The sequence below is a fragment of the Streptomyces sp. NPDC014733 genome (assembly GCF_043083385.1).
In the GTDB taxonomy this organism is placed as follows: Bacteria; Actinomycetota; Actinomycetes; order Streptomycetales; family Streptomycetaceae; genus Streptomyces.
The window spans coordinates 37,677-61,442 of record NZ_JBIBYO010000011.1 but is presented as its reverse complement, the minus strand read 5'-3'; the positions used below and the strand labels follow the sequence as shown (position 1 = coordinate 61,442).

Here is a 23,766-nt window from a genome sequence, read left to right as displayed (position 1 = left end):
GCCGAGCGCTCCCGGTGCCGGAAGGCGTCCCCGGACGCCCGTCGGCCTCAGGCGACCAGCGTCCGCACCGACTCCACGCCGGTGGTGTGGCCGCCGGCCACCAGCCGGGCCGCGTTCGCCAGCCGGTCGGCGGCCTCCTCGGCCACCGCGCCGCCGACCGTGAACGGCAGCCGTACGTACCCCTCGAAGGCGCCGTCGACGCCGAAGCGCGGCCCGGACGGCACCCGGACGCCCAGCCGCTCCCCCGCCTCGGCGATCCGGGAGCCGGACAGGCCGCCGGTGCGGACCCAGAGCGTGAGGCCGCCGTGCGGGACCGTGAACTCCCAGTCGGGCAGCGCGCGGCGGAGCGCGCCGACGATCGCGTCGCGGTTGCGGCGGGCCTCGTCGCGGCGGATGGCGACCGCCTCCTCCCAGCCGCCGGAGTCCAGCAGCGAGGCGATGGCGAGCTGTTCGAGGACGGGTGAGCCCAGGTCGGAGTAGGCGCGGGCGGCGACCAGGCTGCGGATCAGATCGGGCGCGGCGCGCACCCAGCCGATCCGCATCCCGGCCCAGAACGCCTTGCTGGCCGAGCCGACGGTGATGACGGAGCTGCCCGCCGGATCGAACGCGCAGACCGGGCGCGGCGGCTCGGGATCGTCGTCCAGCCGCAGCTCGGTCATGGTCTCGTCGACGACGAGGAGGGTGCCGGCCGCGCGCGCCGCGTCGACCATGCGGCGGCGCTGGTCCTCGGTGGCGAGGGTGCCGGTGGGGTTGTGGAAGTCGGCGACGACGTACGCCATGCGTGGCGCGGCGTCCCGCATCACCTGGCGCCAGGCGGGGATGTCCCAGCCGCCCAGCCGCTCGGTGAGCGCCACCGGCACCAGCCGGGCGCCCGCGTCCCGCATCAGCTGGAGGATGTTGGTGTACGACGGGGAGTCGACGGCGACGCGTTCGCCGGGGCCGGTGCAGAGCTTGCAGATGGCGGCTACGGCGCCCATCGCGCCCGTGGTGACCATGATCTGCTCGGGCATGGTGGGGATGCCGCGGGCGGTGTAGCGGTCGGCGAGCGCCCGGCGCAGGACGGGCAGTCCCGCGGGGTAGTCGCCGTGGGTGTGGGCGTAGAGCGGCAGGTCGGCCATGGCGCCCTGGACGGCGCGGGTCAGCCACGGCTCCGGGGCCGGGAGCGCCGCGCAGCCCAGATCGATCACGGATCCGCCGGCCTCCGGTGGCAGCGGCTCCAGCCCGCGGGTGGGCAGCGGGTTGCCGGCCGGTACGGCGGTCCAGCTGCCGGAGCCGCGGCGGGACTCCAGGAAGCCTTCGGCGCGCAGCGCCTCGTAGGCGGCGGCGACGGTGGTGCGGCTGACACCGAGGGCGCCGGCCAGTTCGCGTTCGGCGGGCAGCCGGGCGGCGACCGGGACACGCCCTTCCAGGACGAGCAGGCGGACACCGTCGGCGAGGCTGCGGTAGGCGGGCAACCGGCGTCCGGCGGCGGTCAGTTCGGCGTCCCTGGGGTCCTGCGACCGGAGCAGCCGGGCGAGCTGCGGAGCACCCACCGCCGAAGTCCACTGCGCCATGATTGCAGTCCACCTTTCCCCGATTGGCTATCGATGACCCGTACCGACCTGCCACATGGTGGCACGCGTCGGTCCAATCCTGCCAGGAGGAGGAAGTTCGTTGTCCATGGACGAGGCGCACAAGACGCCGGGGACATTTCTGCCGCGTCGGCTCGTGCAGCTCTACACGGGTCTGGTGCTCTACGGCGTGAGCATGGCGCTCCAGCTGCGCGCCGGGCTCGGGCTGGAGCCGTGGAGCGTGCTCAACCAAGGCATCTCGCTGCACACCGGGCTGTCGATGGGGACGGTCACCATCGTCACCGGTGCGCTGATCCTGCTGCTGTGGATACCGCTGCGGCAGCGCCCGGGGCTCGGCACGGTCTCCAACGTCGTCGTGCTGGGCCTGGTCATGGACGCCACGCTGTCGCTCCTCCCCACGCCGCAGGCGCTGCTCGTCCGCATCCCGCTGCTGTTCCTCGCGGTGCTGGTCAACGGCGCGGCGACCGGTCTGTACATCTCGGCGCGCTTCGGCCCGGGACCGCGCGACGGCCTGATGACCGGACTGCACCGGCGTACCGGACGGCCGGTGCGCCTGGTGCGGACCTGCCTGGAGGTGACCGTCCTCGCCGTGGGTTTCCTGCTCGGCGGTTCGGTCGGCGCGGGCACCGTCCTGTACGCGCTGGCGATCGGCCCGCTGGCGCAGTTCTTCCTGCGCCGCTTCGCGGTCAAGGGGCTGCCGCCGGAGCCCTCGCGGGTGGTGGCGGGCGGCGACGCCCCGGTCGCACCGGCGACAATCACCGAGTGACCCCTGCGATACGCCCCCGCCACCCGTACCTCGACCACCCCGCGCCGCTGCCGTTCGCGCACCGCGGCGGGGCGGCGGACGGGCTGGAGAACACCGCCGCCGCGTTCCGGCGCGCGGTCGCGGCGGGCTACCGCTACCTGGAGACCGATGTGCACGCCACCTCGGACGGGAAGCTGGTGGCCTTCCACGACGCGACGCTGGAGCGGGTCACCGACGGGCGGGGCGCGATCGGGGAGCTGCCGTGGCGGGCGGTGCGCGGCGCCCGGGTCGCCGGGCGGGAGCCGCTGCCGCTCTTCGAGGACCTGCTGGCGGAGTTCCCCGGGGCGCGCTGGAACGTCGATCTGAAGGCGGAGGCGGCGCTGGAGCCGCTGGTGGAGCTGGTGCGGCGGGCGGACGCGTGGGACCGGGTCTGTGTCGGCTCGTTCTCCGAGGCGCGGGTGGCGCGGGCGCAGCGGCGGGCCGGGGCGCGGCTGGCGACGTCGCTGGGCACCCGGGGCGTGGCCGGGCTGCGGCTGCGCTCGCTGGGCCCGGCGCCGCTGCCGCTGGACCGGCTGCTGGGCGCGGCGGTGCGGCGCAGCGCGGTGTGTGTGCAGGTGCCGGAGCGGCAGACGGGGGTCCCGGTGACGGACCGGCGGTTCGTCCGCGCGGCGCATGCGCTGGGGTTGCAGGTGCATGTGTGGACGGTGAACGATCCCGGCCGCATGGCCGCGCTGTTGGATCTTGGCGTGGATGGCATCATGACCGATCACATCGACACACTGCGTGCGGTGCTGACCGGACGGAACGCCTGGATCTGACCCCCGGCGCCCGGTCGTGCCGCCGGGGGGAAGACGGGGGTGGGCGGTGCACGCACCGACCGTGGACGAACAACCCGCGCGGCTCGCCGCGCTCCGCCGCGAACAGCGCGGCTGGTACTGGTACGACTGGGCCAACAGCGTCTACTCCACGACCGTGCTGACGGTCTTCCTGGGCCCGTATCTGACCTCGATCGCGCAGGCCGCCGCGGGTCCGGACGGTTTCGTCCATCCGCTCGGGATACCGGTGCGCCCCGGTTCGTTCTTCGCGTACACCGTCTCGGCGTCGCTGCTGCTGTCGGTGCTGGCCATGCCGCTGGCCGGGGCGGTGGCCGACCGGACGGGCCGCAAGAAGCCGCTGCTCGGTCTCTGCACGGTGACCGGTTCGGTGGCGACGGCCGGGATGTTCTGGCTGGAGGGCACGCGCTATCTGCTGGGCGGGGCGCTGCTGATCGTCGCGAACGTCGCGTTCGTGGTCTCGATGATGCTCTACAACTCCTATCTGCCGCAGATCGCCGGGCCCGAGGAGCGCGACGCGGTCTCCACCCGCGGCTGGGCGTTCGGCTACGCGGCGGCCGGTCTGGCGCTCATCGGCCATCTGGTGCTCTACGGCGCGCACGCCTCCTTCGGTCTGACCGAGGGCGCCGCGATCCGCATCTGTCTGGCCTCATCCGGCCTGTGGTGGGGGCTGTTCTCGGTCATTCCGCTGCGCAGACTGCGCGACCGCTGGGCGGACCGGACGCCGGAGCGTCCCGGACCGGACGGACCCGCGGCGGCGGGCCGGGGCCTGTCCCAGCTGCGCGCCACCCTCCGCGACATGCGCGCCCGTCCGCTCACCCTCGCCTTCCTGCTGGCGTACCTCGTCTACAACGACGGCGTGCAGACGGTCATCACCCAGGCGTCCGTCTACGGTTCGCAGGAGCTGGGCCTCGACCAGACGACGCTGATCGCCTCGGTCCTGCTGGTGCAGGTGCTGGCGGCGGCCGGGGCGCTGGTGATGGGGCGGCTGGCCCGGCGGTACGGCGCGCAGCGCACGGTCCTCGGTTCGCTGGTGGCGTGGACGGCGACGATCGTCGCGGGGTGCGCACTGCCGCCCGGGGAGCCGGTGTGGTTCTACGCGCTGGCCGCGGCCATCGGCCTGGTTCTGGGCGGCAGTCAGGCGCTTTCGCGTTCGCTCTTCTCCCATGTGGTGCCGCGCGGCAAGGAGGCGGAGTACTTCTCCGCGTACGAGATCAGCGACCGGGGTGTGAGCTGGCTGGGGCCGCTGGTGTTCGGGGTGGCGTACCAGCTGTCGGGGAGTTACCGGCTGGCCATCGCATCGCTGGGGGTGTTCTTCGTGGTGGGATTCGTCCTGCTGGCGCGGGTCCCGATGCGGCGGGCCGTGGCTGCGGCGGGGAATCCCGTACCGGACCGGATTTAGTTTCGGTGGAGGTGGCGCGGTAGTATACGCCTTTGGCTCACCAGGCGGACCGTTACTGCGCGTTCGAGAGAAGTGGGCGCTGGGTGACATCTCCTGTCAGATGTGACAAAACGGGCGCTGGTGGGTACAACAAGGGGCGGCACGAAGGTAGGCAGCGGCACGCAGCGTCTCCGTCACGGCGGAGGCGGGCGAGTGGTGAAGGTGAGCAGCGGCGTACGGCGCCTCCGTCAGGAACGGTGGTCGGTGACGGGCGGGCGCATCCATCCCGAATTCGGGAATCTTCACCGCCGACCGGACGTTGACCAGATGACGACGACAGCGACACCTGTCCTGTGGGCGACAAGCCCGGGAGGCACGATTCATGAGTGAGCGAGCTCTTCGCGGCACGCGACTCGTGGTGACCAGCTACGAGACCGACCGCGGCATCGACCTGGCCCCGCGCCAGGCGGTGGAGTACGCATGCCAGAACGGACATCGGTTTGAGATGCCGTTCTCGGTTGAGGCCGAGATTCCGCCGGAGTGGGAGTGCAAGGTATGTGGCGCACCCTCGCTTCTGGTGGATGGCGACGGCCCGGAGGAAAAGAAGGGTAAGCCCGCGCGTACGCACTGGGACATGCTCATGGAGCGCCGCACCCGCGAGGAGCTGGAGGAGGTGCTGGCCGAACGGCTGGCCGTCCTGCGCTCCGGCACCATGAACATCGCCGTGCATCCGCGCGACAGCAATCGCAAGTCCGCCTGACGACCGGACTTCCCGACGCAGTAGCGCACCACAGCAGCACATGAGGGCCGGTGCCACCACTCGGTGGCACCGGCCCTCGTGCGTGTCCGGACGGTGCGGGCCCGGACGGTCCGGCGCCGCCCGGGCCGGTTCCGCTCCCCCACGGAGCCGGCCCGTCGCCGCGCCCGGCCGCCCGCTCAGCGGGTCAGCGGCGGGTCCTGGCGGGGCGGGCGCGGCGGCTCGTCGTCGCGGATGACCTCACCCTGGACGACCTTGCCGTCGGGCCGGTGCATCCGCGCCTGCTGGAAGGCGTCACCGAGGGACCCGGGGGCCGGGCGCGCGGCGCGGCGGGTCAGCAGCTTCTCGGCGCGGCGGCGGAGCAGCTTCCCGGTCGGCGGGAAGAGGCAGAACAGGCCCAGCACGTCGGAGATCATGCCGGGAAGGATCAGCAGCAGACCGCCGAGCATCGGCAGGGTGTTGCCGCCGTCCTTGGCGGGCTCGGGTGCCGTACCGGACTGCACCGACTCGGCCAGCCGGCGCCAGGCCCGGCGGCCCGCCCTCTTGATCACATAACTGCCCGCGACGACCCCGGCGATCAGCAGCAGGAAGACCGTCCAGCCGCCGGCCGCCTCGGCCACCAGCCGGAGCAGCCAGACCTCCAGGACCAACCAGGCGATCACCGCGAGCGGCAGGAAACGGCGGGCGGCGGAGCGCCGGGGCGGGCGGGGCGGTGGCGTGGGCGTGGCTCCGAACGTCATGCCTCAAGTGTGCCTGGCCGCCCGCCCGGGCCGTCCCCGAGGGTCGCCGCGACGATCACCTCGGGGCGGCCGGGGTCACTTTCCGCGGATCTTGTCCAGGCGGGAGCCGACGCCCCAGGCGGTGACCCGCCACAGCGCCTCGACGACGATGTCCCGGCTCATCTTGGAGTCGCCGCGCTCCCGCTCGACGAAGGTGATCGGCACCTCGACGACGTGCAGCCCGGCCTTGACCGCGCGGCGGGCCAGGTCGACCTGGAAGCAGTACCCCTGGGAGGCCACCTCGTCCAGGCCCAGCCGGTCGAGCGCGTCCACCCGGAAGGCGCGGAATCCGCCGGTCACGTCGCGGATCGGCACGTCGAGCAGCAGGCGGGAGTAGGTGGAGCCGCCGCGGGAGAGGAATTCGCGGGACTTCGGCCAGTTCACCACCCGGCCGCCGGGTACCCAGCGCGAGCCGAGGACCAGATCGGCGCCCTTGAGCGCGGTGAGCAGCCGCGGCAGCTCCTCCGGCTGGTGGGAGCCGTCGGCGTCCATCTCGACGAGGACGCCGTAGCCGTGCTCGACGCCCCAGCGGAACCCGGCGAGATAGGCGGCGCCGAGCCCTTCCTTGCCCTTGCGGTGCAGCACATGGACGTGGTCGTCCGCGGCCGCGAGTTCGTCGGCGAGCTTGCCGGTGCCGTCCGGGCTGTTGTCGTCCGCGACGAGCACATGCGCCTCGGGGACGGCGGACCGTACCCGCTCGACGATCGGCTTGACGTTCTCCGCCTCGTTGTACGTCGGGATGATCACCAAGGTGGTGCCGAGCGGACCGTACTGCCGCTGACCGCCGTCTGTCACTGCTGCCCCTTCTCGTCCTTCGGTCGCCCGCGCCGGCCGATCAGAGGGGACGCGACGCAGGACAGAAGGCCCACGATAGCGAGCGTCCACTCGGGTGCCGCACCCGCGCGGTCGGCGAGCGTCGTTTCGTCGCGGAGCGGGATGCGCGCCGAGACGACACCCTGGGTGAATTCGGGAATCTTCCGGACGATCTTTCCGTCCGGTGCGACCACCGCGCTGATTCCGCTGGTCGCGGCGGTCACGACGGCGCGGCCGTGCTCGACGGCGCGCAGCTTCGACATCGCCAGCTGCTGTTCGGGCTGTCCGGTACGGCCGTAGGTCGCGTTGTTGGTCTGGATCACCAGGGCCCGGGCCCCGGCGCGCACGGTGTCGTGCACGATCTCGTCATAGGCGACCTCGAAGCAGATGACGTCACCGAGCCGGGCGGGCCCGACCTTCAGGACGCCGGTGTGGTCACCCGGGTAGAAGTCCCGGGGCACCCGCTGGAACCGCGTGATGATCTTGCTGAGTTGTTCCCGGAACGGCACGTACTCGCCGAACGGCACCGGGTGCTGCTTGGTGTACGAGGCGCCGGGGCCCTTGGCCGGGTCCCAGACGATGCCCTCGTTGAAGACGTACCCGGGCTTGGTCGGGTGGTCGACGAGGGCGCCGACGAGCACCGGCACGCCGATCGCCCGGACCGCCTCGTCGATCCGCTCGCGGGCCTGCGGGAAGCGGAAGGGGTCGAGGTCGGAGGCGTTCTCCGGCCAGATGACCAGGTCGGGCTTGTTCGCCTTGCCGGCCCGGACATCCGCGGCCAGCTGCTCGGTGGCCCGGGCGTGGTTGTCGAGGATCTGCATCGGGCGGCCGAGGAAGTCCATACCGGGCTGCTGGACATTGCCCTGGACGACCGCGATGTCGACGGTGTCGTCCGCCTTGGTCGGTACGGGGACCAGCGTGCCGGCCGCGGTGAGCGCCGCGGCGAGGCCGAACGCCTCCACGGCGGGCAGCGCGCGGCGCAGCGTCCCACCGGAGCGCAGTCCCCACAGCCCGGCGGCGCAGGCCGCCAGCAGACCGCCGGTCAGCGCGACGGCGAAGGTCACCAGCGGCGCGCCGCCCAGCGCGGCGAGCGGGGTGAACGGCGAGCCGGTGTGGGCGAACGCGAGGCGCCCCCAGGGGAAGCCGCCGAACGGGAGCCGGTCGCGGGCACACTCCTGGGCGACCCACAGACAGGCGCCCCACAGCGGCCACCACGGCAGCCGGGAGACGCGGGCGAGCCCGGCGCCGAGCAACGCCATGAACAGCGCCTCGGCGAACGACAGCCCCACCACGGCGTCCCAGCCGACCACATGGAGCCACTTGAGCAGCAGCAGGAAGAACGGCAGGCCGAGAACGAGGCCGAGCCAGGCGCCCTGTGCGGCGCTCCGGCCGCGGACCAGCAGCGCCAGCGCGGCGACCGCGACCAGGGAGAGCGGCCACAGGTCGTACGGCGGGAAGGCGAGGCCGAGGGCGATTCCGGCGCAGGCGGCGAGCGCGGTGCGCGGGGCCGTGCGGCGGGCGAGGGCGCCGAGACGGCGCCACCGGCCGGGACGGGGCGGTGCCGGGTCCGGCGCGGTCGGCGGCGCGGAACCGTCGGCCGCGTCGCGGTCGGCCGCGGCTTCGGTGGTGTCGGAGGGGCCCGGGGGCACGGTCGCGCCTTCCTGCAGGTCGTGCGGTGGTGAGCAGACCGTACATCGGAAGGCCGGGGTGGCGGGTGCGGGGTGCCGGAGGCGGCAGGCGGTCCGTGGCGCCGCCGGGTGGGCGGTGCGGATAGGGGCCCGGTGCCCTTCGGGCCGACCTGGGGCCCGCTGGCTGCGGGTCGACCGAGAGCCGTTGTCTACTGAGCGTCCGGGCCCCACCCGGGTCGCACCGTCCTCCCGGCTCTCCAGGGAGCCGGGAGGGACCCCTCCGGCCGGAGCGTTTCCGCGTCTCGCGCCGCTGGTGCTGGACCTGGCTCACAGTGACGGCGTCCGGTCCCGGCACACCGCCCGTGGCCCAGCCGCGGCCGACGACGGTACGGAATCTCCCGGCCGGACGTCCTGTGGTGGACTCGGCCGAACCTACCGGCCGCCGACCGGCTGCTGTCAACAGCCGCCACATCCGGGGCCTTTTCACCGTCCCGCCGGACCGGTGGCCGCCGATCCCAGGCGGGGCAGGGGCGTACGGCGCGGCCGCCGCGCGCGGCGGCGGCCGCGGGAAGTCACTCGTTCGGCCGTGCGAAGACGGTACGTCCGGCGACGACGGTGGCGAGGCAGACCGGCAGCGGACGGTCCGGGCTGAGGTCGGGCAGGCCCGGGGTGCCGGAGCGGGGATCGGTCGACCAGCGCTCGACGCGCTCGTCGGGCGTCTGGACGACGAGGTCCCCGGCGCGCCAGACGGCGTAGTCCGCGGGGGCGCCGGGCACCAGCACACCGGCGTCGTCGCGGCCGATGGCGCGCCAGCCGCCGCGGGTGTGGGCGGTGAAGGCGGCGCGGGCGGAGATGCCGTGCGCCCGGGTGCGGTGGAAGACCGCGGCGCGGATCGTGCCCCAGGGGTCGAGGGGCGTGACGGGGCTGTCGGAGCCGAGGGCGAGCGGCACCCCGGCCTTCAGCAGCGCCGCGTACGGGTTGAGGGTGCGGGCGCGGTCGGCGCCGAGGCGTGCCGCGTACATGCCCTCGGTACCGCCCCAGGCCGCGTCGAAGGCGGGCTGGACGGAGGCGGTCAGGGCCAGGTCGGCGAAGGCGGCGAGGGTGCGCTCGGTGAGCATCTCGGCGTGTTCGACGCGGTGGCGGGCGGCGCGGACGCGGGCGAGGCCGACGCGGTCGGCGGCGGCCCGGACGCCGTCGGTGACGGTGGTCAGCGCGGCATCGCCGATGGCGTGGAAGCCGGCCTGGAGTCCGGCCTCGGTGCAGTGCGCGACGTGGGTGGCGACGGCCTCGGCGTCGAGGTGGGCGGTACCGGTGTGGCCGGCGTCTGCGTAGGGCGCGTGGAGGTGGGCGGTGTGCGAGCCGAGGGAGCCGTCGGCGAAGAGATCACCCGCGGCGCCGAGGGCGCCCAGTTCGCGGATGCGGTCGGCTTCCTTTGCGGATGCGACCAGTTCGGCCCAGTAGCCGACGACCCGCGGACCGTTCCCCTCGGCGGCGAGGGCGAGCAGGGCGGTGAAGTCGTCCTCGCCGGAGATCTCCGGACCGGCGCATTCGTGGACGCTGCCGATGCCGAGCGAGGCGGCCCGGGCGAGCGCGGCGCGCTGCGCGTCGGCGCGCTGGGCGGGCGTGAGCGTGGCGTACGCGGTCTGCCGCACGGCGTGGTGGGCATCGCCGGTCAGCGGGGCGTCGGCATGGAATCCGGGCAGGTCACGCAGGCCGGGGACGAGGTCGAGCAGGGCGGTGGTGACGACGGCGGAGTGCACGTCGACGCGGGTGAGATAGAGGGGACGGCCGCCGGTGGCCTCGTCCAGTTCGGCGCGGGACGGCGGGCGGCCCTCGGGCCAGGCGGTGGCGTCCCAGCCGTGGCCGAGGAGGACCCGGTCGTGCGGACGGGCCGCGGCGTGCGCGCGGACGCGGGCGAGCGCGTCGGCGAGACGGGTGGCCGGCGCGAGGTCGAGGCCGGTGAGGGCGAGGCCGGTGGCAGTGGTGTGCACATGTGCGTCCGTGAACGCCGGGGTGACGAGTGCGCCGTCGAGGTGGACGACCTCGTCGACGCCGTCGGCGAAGGAATCGGCGGCGCCCTCCTCCCCCACCCACGCGATGCTGTCGCCCTCCACCACCATGGCGGTGGCGAAGGGGTCGGCGGGGCTGTGCACCTCACCGCCCCGCAGCAGGACGGTACGGGGACGGGCCGGATCGGGGATGCGCTCGCTCATACCGGACAGTTTCGCCCCTGCCGGGCCGGGGCCGGTGCGCGGGGTGGGCGAAGGCGCGGCGTGGCGGGAGATACGCGGCCGGCCGGTCGGCCGCGCCCCGTGCGAGCCCCGCCTCAGATACGGGGCGGCCGGGCCTCGTACGGCGTGGACAGGACGACGGTGGTGCGGGTCGAGACGCCGGCCAGGCTGCGGATGCGGCTGAGCAGGTGCTCCAGCTCCAGCGGGGTGGCGACGCGGACCTTGAGGATGTAGTTCTCGTCGCCGGCGACGCTGTGGCATGCCTCCAGCTCGGGGACGTCCGCGAGGCGCTCGGCGATGTCGTCGGGGGCGCTGGGGTCGAAGGGTTTGACCGAGATGAAGGCGGTCAGCGGCAGCCCCACCGCCTCCGGGTCCACGATCGCGGCATAGCCGCGGATCACCCCGCGCTGCTCCAGGCGGCGCACCCGCTGGTGCACCGCCGAGGTGGACAGGCCGGTGGCCTTGCCCAGGTCGGTGTAGCTCATCCGCCCGTCCTTGACGAGCAGATCCACGATTCGTCGGTCCAACTCCTCCACGCGTTCAACTTACTGTGCCGACGCGCCCCCGTGCACCGCGCGCCGGGTTGTGGACACCCCCGCGCGCCGTTCATGTGACGAACGCCACAGGCGCGCTCCGCTGTCCGGAGGGCGGCGGCGATTATGCACGCGGCATGAGGGGAATTGCTGGTGGTGGCCCGGACCGCCCGTCACAGGAGCGGCGGCCGAGCGGCCCACCCGAGGGGGATGGACACCATGCGACGCATCAAGCAGGACACCACTGCGACCCGAGTCGGCACCACCGACGGCGACAGTCCCGGCTTCGTCGAGGACGACGATCCGGACGAGTTCGGCACCTACGACATCTTCCGGGTCGCCTGCCCGGACTGCGGGCAGCCCATCGCGCTGCTCGCCGAGGAGGACAGCCTTCCCGAGCACGCGCTGTGCCCCTCGCCGTGGAACCCGTTCGGCCTGACGGTCTGCCAGGGGTCGGGGCGGCCGGTCAGTGAGGCCGCGCAGACGCCGGACGCGCTGGACGCCCACGAGCAGGACGCGGCCGTCCTGTTGACGCTTCCGGAGGGCCTGGACTGGCGCCGTCAGCCGTTCTCGCACATCGGCGGCGACGGCTCCGGCACCGTCCGGGTGCCGCGGATGCGCCACGCCTGACGACGCGCACGACGGCGCTCGGCGTCCGCCCGACAGCGCCCGGAGCGAGGGGGTCCGACGCTCCCTCCGCTCCTCCTCCCGTGTCCCCGGGCCGGTACGACCGGTCCGGGTTCTTTCATGTCCGCACCCGCACGGCGCGCCCGCCCCCGGCGGGTACGGAAAAGGCCCGCCCCTCGTCGCGAGGCGGGCCCGAACCGGCATCTGGCGGGGCGGAGTTCGCCCCGGGCGGTTCAGCGTGATTCCGGTCCCGCCAGATGGCGGGCGATGACCATCCGCTGGATCTGGTTGGTGCCCTCGACGATCTGCAGGACCTTCGCCTCGCGCATGTAGCGCTCGGCGGGGAAGTCCTGGGTGTAGCCGTAGCCGCCCAGGAGTTGGACGGCGTCGGTGGTCACCCGCATCGCGGTGTCGGTGCAGAAGAGCTTGGCCATCGCCGCCTCCTTGGAGAACGGGCGGCCCGCGTCGCGCAGCCGGGCCGCGGCGAGGTAGAGCGCTCGGCCGGCCTCGATCCGGGTGGCCATGTCGGCGAGCAGGAACCGCAGGCCCTGGAAGTCGGCGATCGGACGGCCGAACTGCCGCCGCTCCGCGGTGTATCCGAGCGCGGTGTCCAGCGCGGCCTGGGCGACGCCGACGGCGCAGGCGGCGATGCCGAGGCGGCCGGAGTCCAGGGCGGCCAGCGCGATGGCGAAGCCCTGGCCCTCGTCGCCGAGGCGGCGGTCGTCGCCGACCCGTACGCCGTCGAAGTGCAGCTGGGCGGTGGGCGAGCCCTTCATGCCCATCTTGCGTTCGGGGGCGGCGGCGGAGAGGCCCTCGGCGTCGCCGGGGACGAGGAACGCGGTGATGCCGCGGGCGCCGCTGTCGCCGGTGCGGGCGAGCACGGTGTAGAAGTCGGCCACGCCGCCGTGGGTGATCCACGCCTTGGTGCCGTTGAGGACCCAGTCGTCGCCGTCGCGGACGGCGCGGGTGGTCAGGGAGGCGGCGTCGGAGCCCGAGGAGGGCTCGGAGAGGCAGTAGGCGCCGAGGAGCCCGCCGCCGAGCATGGCGGGCAGAAGTGCGGCGCGCTGCTCCTTGGTCCCGAATCCGGCAAGGGCATGACAGGCCAGAGTGTGGACGCTGACGCCGAGGCCGACGGTGAGGCGGGCGGCCGCCAGCTCCTCCAGGACCTGGAGGTAGACCTCGTAGGGCTGCTCGCCGCCGCCGAACTCCTCGGCGTACGGCAGGGAGAGCAGTCCGGATTCGGAGAGCAGGGTGAAGGTCGCGCGCGGGAAGCGGCCGGCCTCCTCTTCCTCGGCGGCGCTCGGGGCGATCTCCCGCTCGGCGAGATCCCTGACGAGCGTCAGCAGGTCACGGGCTTCCTCGGTGGGCAGACTGCGGTCCACCGGGCGGGGGCCGTACTCGGTCATGGCGGCGCTCTCCTCCGTCTCGGGCGCTGGCGGCCCCGCACGCGTGGGGTGGGCGGCGGTGCCGTCTTCCGGGTGCCCAGCCGATGATTGCCCTCCGGGTCTCGGAACGCGATGACCTGCGACTGTGGCGCTTGGAGTATGCCCGATCGGCGGCCTGGCGTCACGGGTTGACGGACGGGGAATGATCTTTGCGCAGGCAGATGAACTGGCGGCGAAATTGGTCCGAACCATTGACGCACTGGTCTAGTCCATCTAGCTTCTCCCCAACGCCCCACGCGTTTTGGAACGTTCGGAACGCAGGTCGCATCCCGTCCCTCGTCCCCCCTCCGAGGAGAAGACATGCTCAGACCGCACCGTGGACGATCGCGCCGAGCTCTGGCAGCCACCACCGCCCTCTGTACGGTGGCGCTCTCCGGCACCCTGCTCGCGGGCCAGGCGCTCGCCGCCCCGTCCGGCGCCCCCACCGCCGCACACCCGGCGGCCGCCACGGCGAAGACCGCGGCGCAGCCTGCCACCGCCGCGGGCGACAAGGTCGTCGGATACTTCACCAACTGGGGTGTCTACGACCGGAATTACCACGTCAAGAACATCGAGACGTCGGGCTCCGCCGACAAGCTGACGCATATCAACTACGCCTTCGGCAACGTCACCGGCGGCAAGTGCGCCATCGGTGACTCCTACGCCGACTACGACAAGGCGTACACCGCCGACCAGAGCGTCGACGGCAAGGCCGACACCTGGGACGACGGTGCGCTGCGCGGCAACTTCAACCAGCTGCGCAAGCTGAAGAAGCTGCACCCGAACCTCAAGGTGGTCTGGTCGTTCGGCGGCTGGACCTGGTCCGGCGGCTTCGGTGAGGCGGCCAAGAACCCGGCGGCGTTCGCCAAGTCCTGCCACGACATGGTCGAGGACCCCCGGTGGGCCGATGTCTTCGACGGCATCGACATCGACTGGGAGTACCCCAACGACTGCGGTCTGACCTGCGACACCAGCGGGAAGGACGCCTTCACCAACGTGATGAAGGCGCTGCGCGAGGAGTTCGGCAAGGACGAGCTGGTGACCGCGGCCATCAGCGCCGACGCCTCCGACGGCGGCAAGCTCGACAAGGCGGACTACGCCGGCGCCGCCCAGTACGTCGACTGGTACAACCCGATGACGTACGACTACTTCGGCGCGTGGGACGACAAGGGGCCGACCGCTCCGCACTCCCCGCTGACCGCGTACGACGGCATCCCGCGGGACGGCTTCAACACGACCGACACCACCGCCAAGCTGAAGAAGCTCGGTGTTCCGGCGGACAAGCTGCTGCTGGGCATCGGCTTCTACGGCCGCGGCTGGCAGGGCGTGACCGACGACAAGCCGGGCGGCACCGCCACCGGCGCGGCCCCGGGCAAGTACGAGGCCGGGATCGACGACTACAAGGTCCTCAAGGACCGGTGCCCGGCCACCGGCAAGATCGCCGGCACCGCGTACGCCAAGTGCGGGGACCAGTGGTGGAGTTACGACACCCCGGAGACCATCGCCGGGAAGATGGCCTTCAAGAACGAGCAGGGCATGGGCGGCACGTTCTTCTGGGAGCTGAGCGGTGACACCGCGAACGGCGAGCTGATCAAGGCGATCAAGTAGCACCTCGCGGGTCGCGTACGAAGGGCGGGAGGCCGCGGCCTCCCGCCCTTCGTACGCGTGCGCTCCGGGCTCAGCCGGCCGGCGGCGCCGGGCAGTCCGGCTCGTGCTCCGCGATCAGGCGCAGGGCGTCCTCCAGCCCGCGCACCAGCAGTTCACGGATGGTTTCGCGGGGCAGCCGCTGCTCCTCGATCCAGTGCAGGGTGACCCCCTCGACGCCGCTCAGCCAGCCGATCAGCACCGTACGGGCCAGGCAGGGCAGGTCGTCGCGGCCCCAGGCGCCGTGCGCGAGGGCGGTGAGCATCCGGGCGCGGACCGCGTCGCGCATCGCCTGGACCTCCGCGTCGAAGCCGACGCCCCCGGTGACGATGGCCCGGTAGGCGGCCTGGTGGTGCTGGGCGTAGCGGAGATAGCCGTCGACGGTGTGGCGCACCCGGTCGTAGGGCGGCAGGTCCTGGGCGGCACCGGCCCGCTCGGCGAGCTGGGCGACGGCGTCCTCGACGATCGCGAGGTAGTAGCCGCGCTTGTTGGTGAAGTAGTAGTAGATCAGGCCCTTGGCGACGCCCGCGTGCCGGGCGATGTCGTCCATGGAGAGGGCGTCGTACGACGTGTCGGCGAACAACTTCCGTCCGACGGCTATGAGGTCCCGCCGACGCGCCTGTGAACGGTCGGTGGTGCAGGCACTCCGTCCACGCTGCTGGGTCTTGTTCACAATCCGCTCTCATCTGCAACTGCCGTAAATTCCCGGCAGTATGACAGAGCGTCAATTTCCACGCCGGGAGTGCACCGGGCGCAGTCACGGCGGCCCGCGCTCCCCCGGCCCGCGCCCGGCGCCGTTGTCCCCCGCACGGGGGTTTACGGCGCCGCCGCGTTCCCGGACGATCGGCGTACGGGGCGGCGCCGCACGGAGAGGTGGTACGTGGTCAATCCTTGGCTGGCGTTGGAGGCGGGCGCGGATCCCGCCGCGCGGATCGCCTCCCTGCGGCGGGCGCACGAGACGTTCCTCGCGGGCGGGCCGGTGGCGCCGCCGGTGCGCCCGGTGGTCGCCGACTCCTGGCGGCGCTCGGCCGACGCCCGCGCGGCGCCCGACGGCGCGGTCCCGGTGGAGCTGGACGGCGAGGCGCTGCGCGCCCACCGCGACAGCCATCCGCTCGCCCGCGCGCTGCCCGTCTTCCGGGAACTCCTGGGCACCACCGCGCAGGACGGGGCGCATCTGATGGCCGTCTGCGACGCGCAGGGCCGGATGCTGTGGGTCGAGGGCCACCCGGGCGTGCGGCGGGGCGCGGAGCGCATGAACTTCGTGGTCGGGGCGCGCTGGGACGAGCGGCACGCCGGGACCAACGCGCCCGGCACCGCGCTCGCCGCGGGCCACCCCGTCCAGATCTTCGCGGCGGAGCACTACAACCGGCGGGTGCAGCGCTGGACGTGCGCCGCGGCGCCGCTGCACGACCGGCGCACCGGGCGGCTGCTGGGCGCGGTCGACATCACCGGCGGCGACCATCTCGCCCACCCCCACAGCCTCGCCCTCGTCCAGGCCACCGCCCGCGCCGCCGAGGCGCATCTCGCCGCGTCCGCGCCGGAACCCTGCGTCCATCTCACCGCGCTGGGCCGCGACGAGGCGCTGCTGGTGGTGGACGGCCGGCGGTTGCGGCTGGGGCGGCGGCACAGCGAGATCATGGTGCTGCTCGCCCACCACCCCGACGGCCTGACCGGTGATCAGCTGTCATTGCTGCTGTACGGCGAGCGGGAGGTGCGCCCCGTGACGCTCCGGGCCGAACTCTCGCGGCTGCGGCACCTCGTGGGCCCGCTGCTCGACTCCCGCCCGTACCGGCTGCGGCGCCCCGTCGGCACCGACGCCGCCGCGGTCGGCGCCGCCCTGGCCGCCGGCGACCCGTCGGCGGCGCTCGACGGCTACCCGGGCCCGCTGCTCCCGCTGTCCGACGCCCCCGGCGTACGGCGACTGCGGGACGCTCTGGAGGCGCGGCTCCGGCGCACCCTGCTGACCTGCGGCGATCCGGAGGGGCTGCGGCAGTGGGCCGGGACGCCCTGGGGCGAGGACGACCTGGAGGTCTGGGAGGCGCTGGCCGCCGCGCTCCCCCCGCACGCCCCCGGACACGCACGGGCCCGGGCCGCGGTGCGGCGGCTGCGGGAGGTGTACGGGGTGGTGGGGCGGTAGGGCGATGCGGGTTCCGGGCGGCGCCGGACCACCACGGCGCGGTCCCGCCCCGGCCGCCGCTGCCCGCGCAACGTTGTGGCAACCTCCCCCGCCCTACCGTGCGCGCACCGTCCTCCGCAGGGAAGCGGAGGGCACCGCGCCGAGCGATTGGGAGGCCGTGCCATGGCCCGCTTTGCCCACCCCGGTTCCGCCGATGCCGTGATGTCCTACCGGAGCCGGTACGACCACTGGATCGGCGGCGAGTACGTCGCGCCCGCCCGGGGCCGGTACTTCGAGAACCCGACGCCGGTGAACGGCCGGCCCTTCACCGAGGTGGCGCGCGGCACCGCCGAGGACGTCGAACGCGCCCTGGACGCGGCGCACGCGGCGGCCCCCGCCTGGGCCCGTACCGCGCCCGCCGAACGCGCCGTGATCCTCAACCGCATCGCGGACCGGATGGAGGCCCACCTCCAGGAGCTGGCCGTCGCCGAGAGCTGGGAGAACGGCAAGCCGGTCCGGGAGACGCTGGCCGCCGACATCCCGCTGGCCATCGACCACTTCCGCTACTTCGCCGGTGCGGTGCGCGCCCAGGAGGGCACCCTCTCCGAGATCGACGCGGACACCGTCGCGTACCACTTCCACGAGCCGCTGGGCGTCGTCGCGCAGATCATCCCGTGGAACTTCCCCATCCTCATGGCGACCTGGAAACTGGCCCCCGCGCTCGCCGCGGGCAACGCCGTGGTCCTGAAGCCCGCCGAGCAGACGCCCGCCTCGGTGCACTTCCTGATGAGCCTGATCGCGGACCTGCTGCCGCCGGGCGTCGTCAACATCGTCAACGGCTTCGGCGCCGAGGCGGGCAAACCGCTGGCCTCCAGCCCCCGGGTGGCGAAGGTCGCGTTCACCGGCGAGACCACGACCGGCCGTCTGATCATGCAGTACGCCTCGGAGAACCTGCGGCCGGTCACCCTCGAACTGGGCGGCAAGAGCCCCAACATCTTCTTCGACGACGTCTCGTCGGCCACCGACGACTTCCTCGACAAGGCGCTGGAGGGCTTCACGATGTTCGCCCTCAACCAGGGCGAGGTCTGCACCTGCCCGTCCCGCGCCCTGATCCAGCGCGGCCACTACCAGGACTTCCTCGCCGCGGGAGTGGCCCGCACCGAGAAGATCGTCCAGGGCCATCCGCTCGACACCGACACCATGGTCGGCGCGCAGGCGTCCAACGACCAGCTGGAGAAGATCCTCTCCTACCTGGACATCGGCCGTCAGGAAGGCGCCCGCGTCCTCACCGGCGGCGCCCGCGCCGAACTCGGCGGCGAACTGGAGGGCGGCTACTACGTCCGCCCCACCGTCTTCGAGGGCAACAACGCCATGCGCGTCTTCCAGGAGGAGATCTTCGGCCCTGTCGTGGCCGTCGCCCCCTTCGCCGACTTCGACGACGCCATCACCCTCGCCAACGACACCCTCTACGGCCTCGGCGCCGGCGTCTGGACCCGCGACGGCTCCACCGCCTACCGCGCCGGCCGCGCCATCCAGGCCGGCCGGGTGTGGACCAACTGCTACCACGCCTACCCGGCCCACGCCGCCTTCGGCGGCTACAAGCAGTCCGGCATCGGCCGCGAGAACCACAAGATGATGCTGGATCACTATCAGCAGACGAAGAACGTTCTAGTTTCATACAGCCCGAAGAAACTTGGGTTCTTCTAGAGCCTCAAGTCGGCTGCCTGGAGGCGCCGTTACGCTCCAGGCAGCCCGACATTGGAGTCACTCTGGGTAAGCAACAGGCTGCCTCAGGTCGATGGTCGACCTGCACGGGGAATGTCCCCGGACCAGTCACGGACCAGACTCCCGCCCGGTGTGAGGCAGGCGACAACCCTCTGTCACGTGTGGTGGCGCGACCTAGCGGGACCGCTCAGGCTCAGCAGCACGCTCCGCGGGCGTGGGAACATCCTTCGAGCCCGACCGCTCTCATCACATGGTTCGCATGACCGTCGTGCTGGCGGCTGTGCCTGGCGCGGTGTGTCAACTCACCCCAGAGTGGTGGGGGCCGATTACCCGGCGGACTGTCAGTGCCTGCGCATAGCCTGCCGACATGTCCTCGAATACCGGTGAGCTCCGCCACCTCATGCTCGGCTCGATCTTCAAGCCCGAGGTTCCCCTGGGGTCGGCCCGGGACACCCCCATCACCTGCCACGCCTCACCAACGGGCAAGGGCAAGCTCCACGGAAGCCCCGAGTGCCGCGCACTGCGGTCGGCCGCTTCTGTGAACCAGTTCGACATCCCGTTCGGCGAAGCCGTCGAGCGGCTTTGTACGAACTGCCGGTGGGCTCTGTTCACGGACAGTCCGATCCTGCCGCTCGGCGCGGCGGTGAACGACGTGGACTCTCTCACCATCTGGCTCGACAGGAACCCGACGACGATGAGGACATCAAGGCCGAGCATGACGCGGCAATCGCCCTCTCCACCGGCGATTACCCGCCCCACACCAATGACGTCGAAGACGCGGATGAGGAAGACAACGAGGCCGGGCACGACGAAGAGTGGGAACGCTATGACCGCGCCCGCGATCTCCGCTCCGGACGCCACTCACACTGGCGCCGACTGCACTCCTACCTGATACGGAGCAACCAGGCAGTAGCCGATTACCCGTTTCTCGCCCCGTGGGCCGACGGACTTCAGAGTCGGCTCACCGCCGTCCTCGACGCCGAGCGTCGGGCTTTCGCGGCCCTCGTCCAGCCGGCCCATCTTCTGGAGGCGGCTGCCGTACGCGTCCTGCCCACGCCGCAATTCTCCGGCGATCCCGGCTTCGCCGGATTGGGAGCAGAAGCGGAGAAGACCTTCCGGCGAGCGTGGTACGAGTGGAGTCGCCGAGCCACCTGGTCCTGGCAGCGCCTGGAAGATCATGACTTCTCTGTGTACACCGTCGTCAGCGACGCCTTCGGGCGCCGCCGCAAGGGGAAGCCCCCGAGGCCCACGCCGCGTTCCGCCAGCTCACCGCCGACTGGATCCGCCAGGCACGCGAAGAAGCCGACCGCCCCGCCACCGCGCCCTGGCAGCTGGTGGCAGTCAAGACACCCGCCCTTCCCCGAACCCGCCACAGTGAGCCGGAACGCGACCCCCTCACCCCATGGGAGGTATCCGTCATCGCCACCTACCAGGTGGCTTTCAACCGAGAGGCCGGCACCGCAGCCTTGCTCGCTCCCCAACTCGTCGCCGAGCAACTGCTCGCATGTGCCTCCCCCAACATGCCAGTCCAGCGTCTTGCACCCGACGGCAGCGCACTGCCCGCGGAGGCGCGGCTCGAGCAGTGGGACCACGAGGGCCTCACCCGCACGTGACATCGCACTGTCAGGTCACTAGCCGATCACCGACTGCGACGGTCTCGGGAGAAACCGCGCGATTCACAGCCTCGGGGTTACTGCGGCGAGGGCCGCGGTGAAGGCGGTGGCGAGGGTGAGGGTAGCCGCGAAGGCGATCCCAGCGCGGGTGAGAGCGGCGGGATAGGTGGCGCCGTCGAGACGCGCCAGCTTCCCCGCTACTGCGGCGGCCAAGACCGCGACGACGACCACCAAGGCGGTAACGAGCAGGATGAGGGCGAGCGTGGGCACGGTGTTCTCCTTCGGTCACGAGCAGCGGGTGCTGTCGCGGCCCCAAGATCCCGAAAGTGATGGTCGCTGGGGTTCGGCCGGACAATGATGAACACCGACGAACACGGAGGGGGCGGGAGCATGGCGGGCGAGGACACCGAAGACCGGGAGGAGGCGCTCAAAAAACTGCGGGAGCTGCTGGCCGATGAACTGGCCAATGCCCGTCTGGCGAAAGCTCAGCTCGCGATCCGAGCGAGTTTGGGGCGTACCACGGTCTCCGAGGCATACCAGGTGGGCGGGCCGGTGCCGTCGGCGGTCACCGTGGCAGCGCTGGCACGTGCTCTCAAGCTCCCGAACGAGAAGCGGGACTTGCTGCTGGCGCTGCGGCGCCGTGCTGCCGGCGAAGGCGGTGAGGATCCGATCGTGCGTGGCGGGCCGGGAAGGCCGGTCGAGGAGTGGGATCCCCACGACCTTGAAGTGCATCCCGCCAGCACCGAGCCCGGGGCCGGAGTGCGGGCGACGCGTGCCTTGTCGGGGTATGCGCGGCGCAGGCACGACGAGGTGCTCGGCGAGGTGGTGCGCGCCGCAGTGGCCGGGCGTAGTGGGATGGTGGTGTTGGTCGGGTCATCGTCGACGGGGAAGACACGGGCGTGTTGGGAGGCGGTACAAGCGCTGGCCGGGACGGGGTGGCGGCTGTGGCATCCCTTCGAACCGACCCGCGCGGACGCCGCGCTCGCGAATCTGGAGAAGGTCGGGCCTCGGACGGTGGTGTGGCTGAACGAAGCTCAGCACTACCTCGGCGACCCCAACACCGGCGAGCGTGTCGCCGCTGCCCTGCACTCGTTGCTGACTGACCCGGAGCGGGCGCCGGTGGCAGTGTTTGGGACACTATGGCCGGAGTACGTCGAGAAGTACACGGCCTCGCCGCCGCCCGGTGCGCCGGACTCCCATAGCCGGCTCCGGGAATTGCTGAGCGGGCGGACCGTGATCGTCCCGGAAGCATTCGACGAGGCGGCCCTCGACACCGCACGGGACCTCGCTGCCGCTGGTGACGAGCTGCTGAGGGACGCGCTCAGCCGCGTAGAAGGGCACGGTCGACTCGCTCAGGATCTCGCCGGTGGCCCAGAGCTCCTGCGGCGGTATCAGCAAGGCACGCCCTCGGCACGAGCCCTGTTGGAAGCGGCTATGGACGCCCGTCGGCTCGGCGTCGGCCTCCACCTCCCTCAAGCCTTCCTCATCGACGCCGCCGAGGACTACTTCACCGACCATGACTACAACTACCGCAGCCCCGACTGGGCCGAAGCTGCCTTCGCCGCCCTCGCCGAACCCGTCCACGGCAAACAAGCACCCCTCACCCGAACTGCCACTCGACCTGCACGGCGCCCTCCGGGCGGGTCGGTACCCGCCGAGGTGACGGCGTCGGCGGGTAGGGGCACAGTGTTCCGGCTGGCGGACTACCTGGAACAACACGGCCGCGCGGAACGCTGGTACCTGTGTCCCCCGGCATCGTTCTGGCACGCAGCCCATACCCACCTCACCCACGCCGAAGACCTCACCAACCTCTCCCTCGCAGCGCAGCAACGGTGGCGTCGGCAATGGGCCCACCATCTCCGCCAGAGAGCCCTCGCAACCGACACCTCCAACCGCGGCCCCCTCCTGATCCGCATGGCGGAGGTGTGGGAGAAGAGCGGGGATGGGGAGATCGCCGAGGCCCTCGCCCGCGAAGCCGCCACAGATGGAAGCCCGTACTTCCTGACCTCTTTGGCGAAGGCGCGGGCAAAGGCCGGGGATCGCAAAGGCGCTGAAGCCCTCCTCCTCGAAGCCTCCGCAGCCGGGGATTTCGACTCCCTGACATTCTTGCTGGATCTGTGGGAGAGGGGTGAAAGCCCCGGCAGAGCCGAGACCCTCCTCCGCGAAGTGGCCGATGCAGGCAACGCCGACGCCCTGATTCACCTGGCTTCCCTTCGGGAAAGGGCCGGGGACCTCGAAGCCGCTGAAGCCTTCCTTCGCGAAGCCGCCGACGCCGGAAGAACCCACGCCCTACTCCGCTTGTCGTACCTGCGGATGGAGGTTGGAGACCACGCGGGAGCCGAAACCCTCGCCCACAAAGCAGCCGCTGCTGGCGACTCCATGGCATTGAGCCTCCTAGCCGAGCTGCGGGAAGCGGTCGGGGACCGTGAGGTAGCCGAAGCCCTCGCCCGCGAAGCAGCCGCTCACGGCGACTCAACGGCTGCGTCTCGGATTGTGGAGCGGCGAGAGAACGCAGGCGACCACGAAGAAGCCCAAACCCTCGCCCTCAGAACAGCCAACGCAGGTAGCACGGAAGTCCTAGACCTCCTGTTGGAGCTGCGGGAAGAGGCAGGAGACCGCGAGGGAGCCGAAACCCTCGCCTTCAGAGCAGCTGGCGCCGGGCATGCTTGGGCTCTGCACCTCCTTGCGGAGATCCGGCATGCGGAGGGGGACCACAAGGGAGCCGAACTCCTCGCATGCGAAGCCGCCGATGCCAACGACCCGTTCGCCCTGGCCATGCTGGCCCAGATACGGGAGGACACGGGCGATTTCGAAGAAGCCGAAACGCTCGCCTTCAGAGCGGCTGGCGCCGGAAACGTCTTCGCGCTGCCTCGCCTGGGGCTGCAGCGGGAGCGATCTGGGAACCATGAGGGCGCGGATACCTTCGCTCGTAAAGTGTCCGCCGCCGGGTACACCATGCTCTTGGCCAGCCTGGCCCAGATGCGAGCACAGGCTGGGGACCGCGAAAGCGCCGAAATTCTCGCCCACGAAGCGGCCAGCGCCAGAGACCCAGACGCTCTGGTCCTTCTTGGGGAACTATGCGAGGAAGCGGGTAACCACGAGCGAGCTGAGGCCCTCTTCCGAGCAGCCGCAAACACGGGGGAAGCCAAGTCGCTCAGAGCCTTCGCAAGGTGGCCGCACGGCCTGGAACCGGACGGTTCACCGACGCCGCCCTGGTTTAGGGATCTCTGAGCCGGGCCTCTCGAATGCCGCACACCTCAGGATGAGACCTGGGCAATGCACGATCCTTCCCAACCACCCCACCAGGCAGGCTAGTTCAGATGCACCCGACCGCACAGCAGATCCG

20 protein-coding genes are annotated in these 23,766 nt (G+C 72.1%); 10 read left to right on the top strand and 10 right to left on the bottom strand.

Features of this window, described 5'->3' with window-relative positions; all coding sequences use genetic code 11:
- Window positions 1-47: 47 nt before the first annotated feature.
- A complete protein-coding gene (locus tag ACF1BH_RS23050) occupies window positions 48-1,553 on the bottom strand; it encodes a PLP-dependent aminotransferase family protein (protein WP_391645035.1) in 1,506 nt (501 codons plus the stop codon).
- 106 nt (window positions 1,554-1,659) lie between these two features.
- Between ACF1BH_RS23050 and ACF1BH_RS23045 the strand changes: the two genes are divergently transcribed.
- From ACF1BH_RS23045 to ACF1BH_RS23030, 4 genes are all read left to right on the top strand, one after another.
- Window positions 1,660-2,337 (top strand): YitT family protein, encoded by a 678-nt coding sequence (locus tag ACF1BH_RS23045; RefSeq protein ID WP_391645033.1) that lies wholly within the window; start codon window positions 1,660-1,662, stop codon window positions 2,335-2,337.
- On the top strand, window positions 2,334-3,134 hold the full coding sequence (locus ACF1BH_RS23040; protein WP_391645031.1) for a glycerophosphodiester phosphodiesterase: 801 nt from the start codon (window positions 2,334-2,336) through the stop codon (window positions 3,132-3,134). The genes ACF1BH_RS23045 and ACF1BH_RS23040 overlap by 4 nt, the downstream gene beginning before the upstream one ends.
- Window positions 3,135-3,195: 61 nt before the next feature.
- Window positions 3,196-4,551 carry an MFS transporter gene (locus tag ACF1BH_RS23035; protein WP_391645029.1) on the top strand — a complete coding sequence of 452 codons (1,356 nt, stop codon included), beginning with the start codon at window positions 3,196-3,198 and terminating at the stop codon, window positions 4,549-4,551.
- A gap of 361 nt (window positions 4,552-4,912) precedes the next feature.
- Entirely contained in the window at window positions 4,913-5,290 is a 378-nt protein-coding gene (locus ACF1BH_RS23030; RefSeq protein WP_026170122.1) for an RNA polymerase-binding protein RbpA, read from the top strand.
- A 176-nt stretch (window positions 5,291-5,466) separates the two neighbouring features.
- On the opposite strand, the gene fxsA is transcribed toward ACF1BH_RS23030, so the two are convergent.
- The 5 genes from fxsA to ACF1BH_RS23005 all read right to left on the bottom strand — a co-directional run bounded on the left by fxsA (window position 5,467) and on the right by ACF1BH_RS23005 (window position 11,274).
- Window positions 5,467-6,027: an FxsA family membrane protein gene (gene fxsA / locus ACF1BH_RS23025; protein WP_391645026.1), complete on the bottom strand. Its 561-nt coding sequence runs from the start codon at window positions 6,025-6,027 to the stop codon at window positions 5,467-5,469.
- Window positions 6,028-6,102: 75 nt separating this feature from the next.
- Window positions 6,103-6,861, bottom strand: a complete 759-nt coding sequence (locus ACF1BH_RS23020; RefSeq protein WP_391645024.1) for a polyprenol monophosphomannose synthase — start codon at window positions 6,859-6,861, stop codon at window positions 6,103-6,105.
- On the bottom strand, window positions 6,858-8,528 hold the full coding sequence (gene lnt / locus ACF1BH_RS23015) for an apolipoprotein N-acyltransferase (RefSeq protein WP_391645022.1): 1,671 nt from the start codon (window positions 8,526-8,528) through the stop codon (window positions 6,858-6,860). The genes ACF1BH_RS23020 and lnt overlap by 4 nt, the downstream gene beginning before the upstream one ends.
- Before the next feature lie 551 nt (window positions 8,529-9,079).
- The gene (locus tag ACF1BH_RS23010; protein WP_391645020.1) at window positions 9,080-10,720 is read right to left on the bottom strand and encodes an amidohydrolase; all 1,641 of its coding nucleotides are present in this window, start codon (window positions 10,718-10,720) and stop codon (window positions 9,080-9,082) included.
- Between the two features lie 113 nt (window positions 10,721-10,833).
- The gene (locus tag ACF1BH_RS23005) at window positions 10,834-11,274 is read right to left on the bottom strand and encodes an Lrp/AsnC family transcriptional regulator (RefSeq protein ID WP_030288641.1); all 441 of its coding nucleotides are present in this window, start codon (window positions 11,272-11,274) and stop codon (window positions 10,834-10,836) included.
- A 207-nt stretch (window positions 11,275-11,481) separates the two neighbouring features.
- Here ACF1BH_RS23005 and ACF1BH_RS23000 point away from each other — a divergent pair, with 207 nt between their 5' ends.
- The gene (locus ACF1BH_RS23000; protein ID WP_391645017.1) at window positions 11,482-11,901 is read left to right on the top strand and encodes a hypothetical protein; all 420 of its coding nucleotides are present in this window, start codon (window positions 11,482-11,484) and stop codon (window positions 11,899-11,901) included.
- Window positions 11,902-12,131: 230 nt separating this feature from the next.
- On the opposite strand, the gene ACF1BH_RS22995 is transcribed toward ACF1BH_RS23000, so the two are convergent.
- The gene (locus ACF1BH_RS22995; RefSeq protein WP_391645015.1) at window positions 12,132-13,304 is read right to left on the bottom strand and encodes an acyl-CoA dehydrogenase family protein; all 1,173 of its coding nucleotides are present in this window, start codon (window positions 13,302-13,304) and stop codon (window positions 12,132-12,134) included.
- Window positions 13,305-13,643: 339 nt separating this feature from the next.
- Between ACF1BH_RS22995 and ACF1BH_RS22990 the strand changes: the two genes are divergently transcribed.
- Window positions 13,644-14,930, top strand: a complete 1,287-nt coding sequence (locus tag ACF1BH_RS22990) for a glycoside hydrolase family 18 protein (RefSeq protein WP_391645013.1) — start codon at window positions 13,644-13,646, stop codon at window positions 14,928-14,930.
- 70 nt (window positions 14,931-15,000) lie between these two features.
- On the opposite strand, the gene ACF1BH_RS22985 is transcribed toward ACF1BH_RS22990, so the two are convergent.
- Window positions 15,001-15,639 (bottom strand): TetR/AcrR family transcriptional regulator, encoded by a 639-nt coding sequence (locus ACF1BH_RS22985; RefSeq protein ID WP_391645011.1) that lies wholly within the window; start codon window positions 15,637-15,639, stop codon window positions 15,001-15,003.
- A 207-nt stretch (window positions 15,640-15,846) separates the two neighbouring features.
- On the opposite strand from ACF1BH_RS22985, the gene ACF1BH_RS22980 reads away from it, so the two are divergent.
- Both ACF1BH_RS22980 and ACF1BH_RS22975 read left to right on the top strand, forming a co-directional pair.
- On the top strand, window positions 15,847-17,103 hold the full coding sequence (locus ACF1BH_RS22980; protein WP_391645009.1) for a GAF domain-containing protein: 1,257 nt from the start codon (window positions 15,847-15,849) through the stop codon (window positions 17,101-17,103).
- A gap of 162 nt (window positions 17,104-17,265) precedes the next feature.
- Window positions 17,266-18,789 carry an aldehyde dehydrogenase family protein gene (locus ACF1BH_RS22975; protein ID WP_391645007.1) on the top strand — a complete coding sequence of 508 codons (1,524 nt, stop codon included), beginning with the start codon at window positions 17,266-17,268 and terminating at the stop codon, window positions 18,787-18,789.
- A gap of 315 nt (window positions 18,790-19,104) precedes the next feature.
- Here the strand turns inward: ACF1BH_RS22975 and ACF1BH_RS22970 are convergent, their stop codons facing one another.
- Complete coding sequence (locus tag ACF1BH_RS22970; protein ID WP_391645005.1) at window positions 19,105-19,668, bottom strand: hypothetical protein; 564 nt, start codon at window positions 19,666-19,668, stop codon at window positions 19,105-19,107.
- Window positions 19,669-20,240: 572 nt separating this feature from the next.
- Between ACF1BH_RS22970 and ACF1BH_RS22965 the strand changes: the two genes are divergently transcribed.
- Complete coding sequence (locus ACF1BH_RS22965) at window positions 20,241-20,420, top strand: hypothetical protein (protein WP_391645003.1); 180 nt, start codon at window positions 20,241-20,243, stop codon at window positions 20,418-20,420.
- Between the two features lie 63 nt (window positions 20,421-20,483).
- Here ACF1BH_RS22965 and ACF1BH_RS22960 read toward each other — a convergent pair whose 3' ends face one another.
- Window positions 20,484-20,690, bottom strand: coding sequence for a hypothetical protein (locus ACF1BH_RS22960; RefSeq protein WP_391645000.1), 207 nt, complete (start codon window positions 20,688-20,690; stop codon window positions 20,484-20,486).
- Window positions 20,691-20,774: 84 nt separating this feature from the next.
- Between ACF1BH_RS22960 and ACF1BH_RS22955 the strand changes: the two genes are divergently transcribed.
- On the top strand, window positions 20,775-23,651 hold the full coding sequence (locus ACF1BH_RS22955; RefSeq protein WP_391644998.1) for a tetratricopeptide repeat protein: 2,877 nt from the start codon (window positions 20,775-20,777) through the stop codon (window positions 23,649-23,651).
- Window positions 23,652-23,766 lie beyond the last annotated feature (115 nt).

Coding starts and splice junctions, on each gene's coding strand:
- ACF1BH_RS23010 (WP_391645020.1), bottom strand. CDS start 10,720: ATGAGCGAGCGCATCCCCGATCCGGCCCGTCCCCGTACCGTCCTGCTG.
- ACF1BH_RS23030 (WP_026170122.1), top strand. CDS start 4,913: ATGAGTGAGCGAGCTCTTCGCGGCACGCGACTCGTGGTGACCAGCTAC.
- ACF1BH_RS23045 (WP_391645033.1), top strand. CDS start 1,660: ATGGACGAGGCGCACAAGACGCCGGGGACATTTCTGCCGCGTCGGCTC.
- ACF1BH_RS23000 (WP_391645017.1), top strand. CDS start 11,482: ATGGACACCATGCGACGCATCAAGCAGGACACCACTGCGACCCGAGTC.
- fxsA (WP_391645026.1), bottom strand. CDS start 6,027: ATGACGTTCGGAGCCACGCCCACGCCACCGCCCCGCCCGCCCCGGCGC.
- ACF1BH_RS22990 (WP_391645013.1), top strand. CDS start 13,644: ATGCTCAGACCGCACCGTGGACGATCGCGCCGAGCTCTGGCAGCCACC.
- ACF1BH_RS22975 (WP_391645007.1), top strand. CDS start 17,266: ATGGCCCGCTTTGCCCACCCCGGTTCCGCCGATGCCGTGATGTCCTAC.
- ACF1BH_RS22955 (WP_391644998.1), top strand. CDS start 20,775: ATGATGAACACCGACGAACACGGAGGGGGCGGGAGCATGGCGGGCGAG.
- ACF1BH_RS23050 (WP_391645035.1), bottom strand. CDS start 1,553: ATGGCGCAGTGGACTTCGGCGGTGGGTGCTCCGCAGCTCGCCCGGCTG.
- ACF1BH_RS22995 (WP_391645015.1), bottom strand. CDS start 13,304: ATGACCGAGTACGGCCCCCGCCCGGTGGACCGCAGTCTGCCCACCGAG.